1 pseudogene is annotated in these 766 nt (G+C 61.5%); it reads left to right on the plus strand.

Annotated elements, in window-relative coordinates:
• Positions 1 to 187 precede the first annotated feature (187 nt).
• Positions 188 to 766: pseudogene (locus GSQ77_RS29055) on the plus strand (chemotaxis protein); the annotation flags it as partial.

Genomic DNA, 766 nt, shown 5'->3' on the forward strand with positions numbered 1-766 from the left:
AAAGAACGCCCGCCTGTTTACCAAAGTGGACAAGAAGCAACGACTGTACGTTCGCCGCGACGACGTTCACCCGCATCCACGAGGCTTTCTCGGTGCTCAACGTCGCCCGGCCAACAGCGCAGAACACGTAGAGCGCCCCGCGCCACGGCACGTCGAAGACCTGATCGACCAGCATGCGCGCCAGGCGTTGGAGCAGTGGTCACCGGCTTATGTGGTGATCAACGCCAGCCACGACGTGCTGCGCTTTGGCGGCGACACCGGACGTTATCTCGCGCCTTCGTCCGGTACTGCCAGCCTCAACTTTTTCCAACTGCTCGACAAGCCATTGCGCGGCACCGTGCGTGCAGCGGTATTGCAGGCATTCGCCAGCGGCAAGCGGGTGATCAGTGAAGGACTAACCCTCCTGCTCAATGGACATGAGCGGTCGCTGCGACTGATCGTCGAGCCGCTGCCCGAAGGCGACGGCAGGGTCGAGATGTGTGTGGTGGCTTTCCACGAGCTGGAGCCCGCGCCGCACGCAAGCGAACCACCAGCGGACGGCACACCCGACAACGAGCTCGCGCGCATCCACGCGCTTGAGGAAGAGTTGCGGGGAACCCGCATTCAGCTGCATACCGCCGTCGACTTGCACGAAACGGCAAGCGAAGAACTGAAATCGGCGAACGAGGAATACCAGTCAGTCAACGAGGAACTGCAGTCTGCCAATGAGGAGCTGGAGACTTCCACGGAAGAGATGCAGTCGATCAACGAAGAGCTGCAGACGGTC

This window comes from Burkholderia sp. L27(2015) (genome assembly GCF_009765705.1).
In the GTDB taxonomy this organism is placed as follows: domain Bacteria; phylum Pseudomonadota; class Gammaproteobacteria; order Burkholderiales; family Burkholderiaceae; genus LMUX01.